Origin of the sequence: Gallibacterium faecale (assembly GCF_027920745.1) — a bacterium.
GTDB lineage: Bacteria > Pseudomonadota > Gammaproteobacteria > Enterobacterales > Pasteurellaceae > Gallibacterium > Gallibacterium faecale.
The window spans coordinates 1-6,607 of record NZ_JAQIBB010000125.1; the positions used below are offsets into that span (position 1 = coordinate 1).

The window sequence follows — 6,607 nt, forward strand, 5'->3', positions numbered from 1 at the left end:
ATAAAATTATAACAAACTGTATCAATTCCACATTTAGCTAAATTACGTAGTGTCTGTTTATAATTATCAATCCATTGCTGATAATTTCCTGTCTGTGTCTTAATTTCTTCATGTACAGGTACACTTTCCACCACAGACCATGTTAAACCAGCCTGCTCAATTAATGCTTTACGTTTTTCAATTTCATCAATACTCCAAATTTGACCATTTGGAATATGATGTAATGCAGTCACAATACCTGTTGCTCCTGCTTGTCTAATATCTGATAATGACACTGGGTCATTAGGGCCATACCAACGCCAAGTTTGTTCCATTTTCTACTCCTTACATTAAAAATTTTTATGTCTATTCTGTTTCTATTCCCACAATAACAGGACTAACATTAAATAAATAACCATCAAAATTAGGATCATCTACATCAGAAAGCTCAAATAATTTTTGTTTTACATTTTCTAAATGTTGCCACATTGCTTTCCTAGCCAATACGGGATCTTTCTTCTGCATAGCAGATACAATATTTTCATGATCTTTAATCCATAAATAGCGATAGTTTTGATTAGGAATATGCATATGTAATCCCTGCCACATCTTGCTATTCATTCTTAAATCCCATAAAGCTTTTTGCATCTGAATAATCACTTCATTTTGTGTAATTTCCGCAATTGTCCGATGGAAATCTTCATCTGCCACATAGTCTTCATCACCATGTTCCAAAGTTTTTCTTTCTCTAAGAAGAATATCCTTTAATTTAATAATATCTGCTCTTGTTGCTTGAATTGCAGCAAACTCAGCAATACTACTTTCTAACAACTGCCTTGCCTGTAATAATTCAAATGGACCTACATCTATTTGGTTAATTGATTCATCATTTTCAGCTACTCGAGGTAAATCAATTAGATATACCCCAGATCCTTTTCTTACTTCGACAAACCCTTCTATTTCCAACATGATCAAAGCTTCTCTAATTACTGTACGGCTAACGTTAAAAAAATCAGCTAACTCTCTTTCTGTTGGTAATTTGTCACCAATTTTGTATGTTCCTTCAAATAATTGTTTTTTTAATTCATTTCCTATTTTTTTATAAGAACGTAAATCCTCATTAATCATAATGATTTCCTAACTTATTCATCTATATCAGATAGTAAAACCGCTCTATCTAACGGTAAGCTTCTACCATTAATGAATAATTCTCTGCTTTCATTATTTGGCAACCTAAAAAATATTTTTTCATATTTAGGCATAAATGTTCCTGATCTAGATAAAACAATATTAATACGATCACTTAAACAAATAACCTTAATACGTAACATTAAATATTCTTCATTTAAATAATTATAACTTTCTCCATCATCATCGAAAATTTCAAGATCGTATTCCCCGATACCAATCGGTGGCATAACCAATAATTCCCTACAAATATCTTCCTTAGTATTTCTGACATTTTTTGGATTCATTGGAATAATTGATCCCGCCTTAATAAATAAAGGGATTCTTTCTAGCGGGGCAGAAACAGTGATTTCTTGTCCACCTTTATACCATTCATGTGTATAAAAATCGTACCACCCTATATAATTATTTGGTAAGTAAACTCTTCTCTCTCTTTGATTCGGTTCTACTACAGAAGCTACTAATAAATCTTTACCTAATAGATAATCATCTGTTTCAACAAAAGTATGAATATCATGTTCATGATCCAAAAATGTTGGACGTAATATTGGTTCATCATACTTATGCGCCATCCATAACAAATTATATAGGTAAGGCATAAAATGATAACGTAATTGAATAGTTGAGCGAATAATGTCTATTACCTCTGGATACATCCAAGGCTCATTTACAGAATGATCATCATTCCAAGAATGAATTGTAAAACGAGGATGCATTACTCCATTTTGGACCCATCTTACAAATAATTCTGGATCTGGTTTATCCCCAGAAAAGCCTCCAACATCATGTCCTATATTATATAAAGCAGAGAGGCTCATCCCTAATCCCATTTTGATATTGTATTTTAAAGTATTCCTATTCGTTCTGTTATCACCACTCCATGTTTGCACATAACGATTCATTCCTGGAGAACCAGAACGAGAAATTAAATACGGTCGATTATTTGGTTTATATGATAATTGAGCTTCATAAGACGCTTTCATCATTAATAGTGGCATTAAAGATCTTAGTAATTTTATTGGTTTTTCATTACCAAAATAATTACAACGAGCTTGATCATCCCAAATTTTAAACTCGTTATTATCATTCCATGTAGAATCAATTCCATATTCTAATAATTGAGTTGTTACATTTTTCTTCCACCAATCTATAGTTTTAGGATTAGTAAAATCTAAATGCGATCCTTCATCATCCCAAAACATAGAACGTTCTGGAAAATCAGATATTGAATCTTTAATAAATAGTCCACTATTAGCAACTTCTGCATATTTAGGGTGATCTTGTAATAGACAAGGTTTAATATTGGCGGCTAACTTCATATTAGCTTGGTGAAAATAATCGCTCATACCTTGTGGGTCTGGAATCTTATCTCTATTCCAATTAAAAACATAACGTTTATTATTTATTGAGGTATATCCAGATGAAAGTTGGAAAGAATCACAAGGAATACTATGAACATCGCATAAATCAACAAATTTTTTCAATTGTTCTTGTGCATCATCTGCATCTGTATAGTGCATTGTTGAGCCACTATAGCCTAAACTCCATTTAGGCCCAAAAATTGTCCCCCCTGTCAAATTACAGTATTTCTTTGTTACTTCTAAAATTTTTGGTCCTAAAATAAGATAATAATCAAGATCTCCATCTTCTGCTCTATAAGAACGATAGGCCGCATGATAATTATCTAATTCATTACCTAAATCAAACCAACAATTTGCAAGATTATCATAATATAATCCATAGCTAACTTTTTCTGTATGAGTAATATAGAAAGGAATATGCTTGTACAATGGATCTGTTTTTTCCGCATTATATCCCATCGCATCCAAGTTTCTCATTTCAAACCGACGACCATAACGATTTAAATTTCCAGACTTTTCGCCCAAGCCATAATAGTTTTCATCAGAATTTCTCTGCATAAAATGTGAAATTTTATTCTGTGAAATTCCAAATAAATAAGCCCCACTCTTTCTATCTTGTGCAAAAGTAATCCATTCTTTCCCATTATAGTATTGCCACTCAAGCCATAATGGCTTATGGATAATAACTTTTAATTTCTTACTCAAAATTTCTATTTTCTCATCATATTCCTGTAATTTATATGATGGCAAAGTAAATCCATCTAATGACCATTTATCTCTTCCTGTCCATTTAATATCTGCTTGATTTGGCGTAATTGCCCATGTTTCTGGAATACGAAATTGTTCATTTTGAGAAAAGGCAACTCTAAAAATATCTTCTTCCAATACAAAAATATGTAGTTTGAGATGGTATTCACATTCAATATCAATACGATTATTAATATGCTGCTGATATGTCCAATTTTTTAATGTTTTCATTTATTATCTCCTTATTAATCAATAACCCAATAACATTCTTGGTAAAAATAAACTAATCTCTGGAATATAAGTCACTAAAAACAATGTAAGAACTAAAACAGCATAAAATGGTAGAAGAGGCTTAATTACTTGATTAATTTTAACGCCCCCAACAGAACATCCGATGAATAGTGCACTACCGACTGGTGGTGTACATATCCCAATAGAAAGATTGAACGCCATTAATACCCCAAAATGCACAGGATCCATTCCTAACTCAGTAACAATTGGAAGAAAAATAGGGGTAAAAATTAATAGTGCAGGTGTCATATCCATGAATACACCAACAACTAAAAGAATCACATTAATAATGAGTAAAATTACAATTGGATTATCTGAAATCGATAACAATGCATCACTAATTGTATAAGGAATATCTGCATTAGCCATTGCCCAAGACATTCCCATTGAAGTTCCAATTAACAATAAAACTATTGCGGTAGTGATAACTGAGTCTAAAATAATTTGCGGTAATTCTTTTAATTTAACCTCACGATAAACAATCATTGCAAGAACAAGAGTATAAACAACAGCAAAGGCTGATGCTTCAGTTGCAGTAAAAATTCCACCAATAATTCCTCCCATAATTACAATAATAAGACCTAAACTTGGTAACGCATCTAGTGTTTTCTTTAATGCTTCACTATAAGTAGGTTTTGGAGATACAGGATAATGACGCTTTTTCGCAATAAATCCAATAATGAGCATAATTGATAGCCCCATCAATATTCCAGGTATATACCCTGCTAAAAATAATGCTCCTATTGATGTCCCACCAGAAATTAGAGAATAAACAATAAATGTATTACTAGGTGGAATAAGTAATCCTGTAGGGCAAGAAGAAATATTTACTGCGGCTGAAAAGGCTGGATCATATCCTTCCTTTTTTTGTAATGGTGACATAATACCGCCCATTGCAGCACCAGATGCCACAGCGGAACCAGATATAGAACCAAACATCATATTAGCTAACACATTAACATGAGCCAAAGAGCCTGGTAATCTTCCACCAATAACCTTAGCAAATTCGATTAGCCTTAATGCAATCCCTCCTCTATTCATAATATTGCCTGCCAAAATGAAGAATGGAATTGCTAATAAAGAAAAACTATCTAATCCTGATGCCATTTTCTGAGCAATAACGGCAATTGCTGAATCTAGTGGCAATGAAAGCATAATAGTCAATAATGACGCTATACCAATGGCAAATGAAATAGGTACTCCAATAAACAACAGAAAAAAGAAGCTACCACTAAGAACAAGAACTGTTGACCATTCCATAATAAAATTTCCTTATTTAATGAGAAAGTTGCTTAGCATTTTCGAAAATGTCACGAACTAAATAAATCAGCATAAATAATCCACTAATAGGAATAGCCAAATAAACAACCCCCATTTGGATACCTATTACAGGAGATATTTGTCCATGTGCAATTGTGTCCTGAACTAATCTCATCCCGCCATAACACATAATAGAAAGAGTAAAAAATAACCCAATAATATTGATGCATAAATTTAGTAAGTTTTGTTTACTAGGAGATGTTTCTAATTTTGTAGCCAATAAATCTATAGCTAGATGTTTTTTCTGTCCTAAAGCATATGCAGCACCAATTAATCCGACCCAAATAAATAAAAATCTAGCTAACTCATCTGTATAAGTACTCGGTGTATTTAATACATATCTAGAACATACTTGCCATACAACACATAGCACTAAAATAGAACAGAGTACAACACACATACTTGAAAGAATCTTATTTATGATCTTAATAAATCCACTCATTTTTCTTCTCCCTTTTGTTTTAAATTGGCATTCCAATTTTGATTAAAATAAACCAAATATCAATAAAATTATCTTTATTTTGTTATTTGGATCACCAATTTAAAAAATTGGATTGCCAATCATCGAAAAACGCCTATATTTAAACCAACAATATATTTTATATTGTCATTAAAGCAAAATTGACATACCAATTTTAAATATTAACAATGATACTACTATTACCAGCAGGAGATCTTTTATGAAAAAGACTATTATTTCTGTAGCGTTAACCTCTTTACTCTCCATGGGGATTGCTTTATCAGCGCAAGCTAAAACAGTCCTTAAACTCAGTCATAACAATGACAAAACTCACCCAGTACATATTTCTATGCAACATATGGCTGATGAAGTAAAAAAATTAACTAATGGTGAAGTAATCATTCGAATTTATCCAAATAGCCAATTAGGAACACAGCGTGAATCAATGGAACTATTACAATCAGGCTCTTTGGATATGGCAAAATCAAATGCTAGTGAAATGGAAGCTTTTGAACCATCTTATGGCGCTTTTAACTTACCTTATTTATTTAAAGATAGAGAGCATTATTATCGTTCCTTAAGTGATCCTGAAGTAGGACAAAAAATTCTTGGTTCATCAAAAGATAAAGGTTTTATCGGATTAACCTATTATGATGGTGGTGCTAGAAGCTTTTATGCAAGTAAACCAATTAAATCTCCAGCTGATCTGAAAGGTATGAAAATCCGTGTACAACCAAGTCCTTCTGCTGTAGAAATGATGAAATTAATGGGAGCTTCCCCTACACCTTTAGCTTATGGAGAACTTTATACAGCATTACAACAAAAAGTTGTTGATGGCGCAGAAAATAATGAAACAGCATTAACTCTTGCCCGTCATGGTGAAGTGGCTAAATATTTTAGTGAAGATCAACACACTATGATCCCAGATGTTTTATTAACTAGTGTGAAATCATGGAATAAATTGACTCCTGAACAACAAGCTGCACTAAAAAAAGCTGCTGATGATTCTATGCTATTCCATAAAGATCTTTGGACTAAGATGATTGCTGAAGAAGTTGAGAAAGCAAAAACACAATTAAATGTACAATTTATACAAGTTGATAAACAACCTTTTGTTGATGCAGTAAAAAGTATGCATGATACAGCAAAACAGAACCCTATTCTAAAACCATATATTGAAAGAATCGAAGAGTTAGGAAAATAAATCCTATTATTTAAATCACTTAACGGCATTTTCTTACAATGCCGTTTATTTTCTTAA

At 32.2% G+C, this 6,607-nt stretch carries 6 protein-coding genes; 1 reads left to right on the top strand and 5 read right to left on the bottom strand.

What is annotated here, in order from left to right; genetic code table 11:
- From uxuA to PF272_RS12605, 5 genes are all read right to left on the bottom strand, one after another.
- A partial coding sequence (gene uxuA, locus PF272_RS12585) for a mannonate dehydratase (RefSeq protein ID WP_271143028.1) occupies nucleotides 1–314 on the bottom strand: 314 nt, incomplete at its 3' end.
- A gap of 31 nt (nucleotides 315–345) precedes the next feature.
- Entirely contained in the window at nucleotides 346–1,107 is a 762-nt protein-coding gene (locus PF272_RS12590; protein ID WP_065237842.1) for an FCD domain-containing protein, read from the bottom strand.
- Between the two features lie 14 nt (nucleotides 1,108–1,121).
- The gene (locus PF272_RS12595; RefSeq protein WP_271143029.1) at nucleotides 1,122–3,506 is read right to left on the bottom strand and encodes a glycoside hydrolase family 31 protein; all 2,385 of its coding nucleotides are present in this window, start codon (nucleotides 3,504–3,506) and stop codon (nucleotides 1,122–1,124) included.
- Between the two features lie 18 nt (nucleotides 3,507–3,524).
- On the bottom strand, nucleotides 3,525–4,826 hold the full coding sequence (locus tag PF272_RS12600; RefSeq protein ID WP_065233999.1) for a TRAP transporter large permease: 1,302 nt from the start codon (nucleotides 4,824–4,826) through the stop codon (nucleotides 3,525–3,527).
- Between the two features lie 16 nt (nucleotides 4,827–4,842).
- On the bottom strand, nucleotides 4,843–5,328 hold the full coding sequence (locus PF272_RS12605) for a TRAP transporter small permease (protein ID WP_065237845.1): 486 nt from the start codon (nucleotides 5,326–5,328) through the stop codon (nucleotides 4,843–4,845).
- A 238-nt stretch (nucleotides 5,329–5,566) separates the two neighbouring features.
- Between PF272_RS12605 and PF272_RS12610 the strand changes: the two genes are divergently transcribed.
- Complete coding sequence (locus tag PF272_RS12610) at nucleotides 5,567–6,550, top strand: TRAP transporter substrate-binding protein (RefSeq protein WP_271143030.1); 984 nt, start codon at nucleotides 5,567–5,569, stop codon at nucleotides 6,548–6,550.
- Nucleotides 6,551–6,607 lie beyond the last annotated feature (57 nt).

Excerpts from the sequence above, each read along its gene's own strand:
- PF272_RS12590 (WP_065237842.1), bottom strand. The coding sequence starts at position 1,107 with ATGATTAATGAGGATTTACGTTCTTATAAAAAAATAGGAAATGAATTA.
- PF272_RS12595 (WP_271143029.1), bottom strand. The coding sequence starts at position 3,506 with ATGAAAACATTAAAAAATTGGACATATCAGCAGCATATTAATAATCGT.
- PF272_RS12600 (WP_065233999.1), bottom strand. The coding sequence starts at position 4,826 with ATGGAATGGTCAACAGTTCTTGTTCTTAGTGGTAGCTTCTTTTTTCTG.
- PF272_RS12605 (WP_065237845.1), bottom strand. The coding sequence starts at position 5,328 with ATGAGTGGATTTATTAAGATCATAAATAAGATTCTTTCAAGTATGTGT.
- PF272_RS12610 (WP_271143030.1), top strand. The coding sequence starts at position 5,567 with ATGAAAAAGACTATTATTTCTGTAGCGTTAACCTCTTTACTCTCCATG.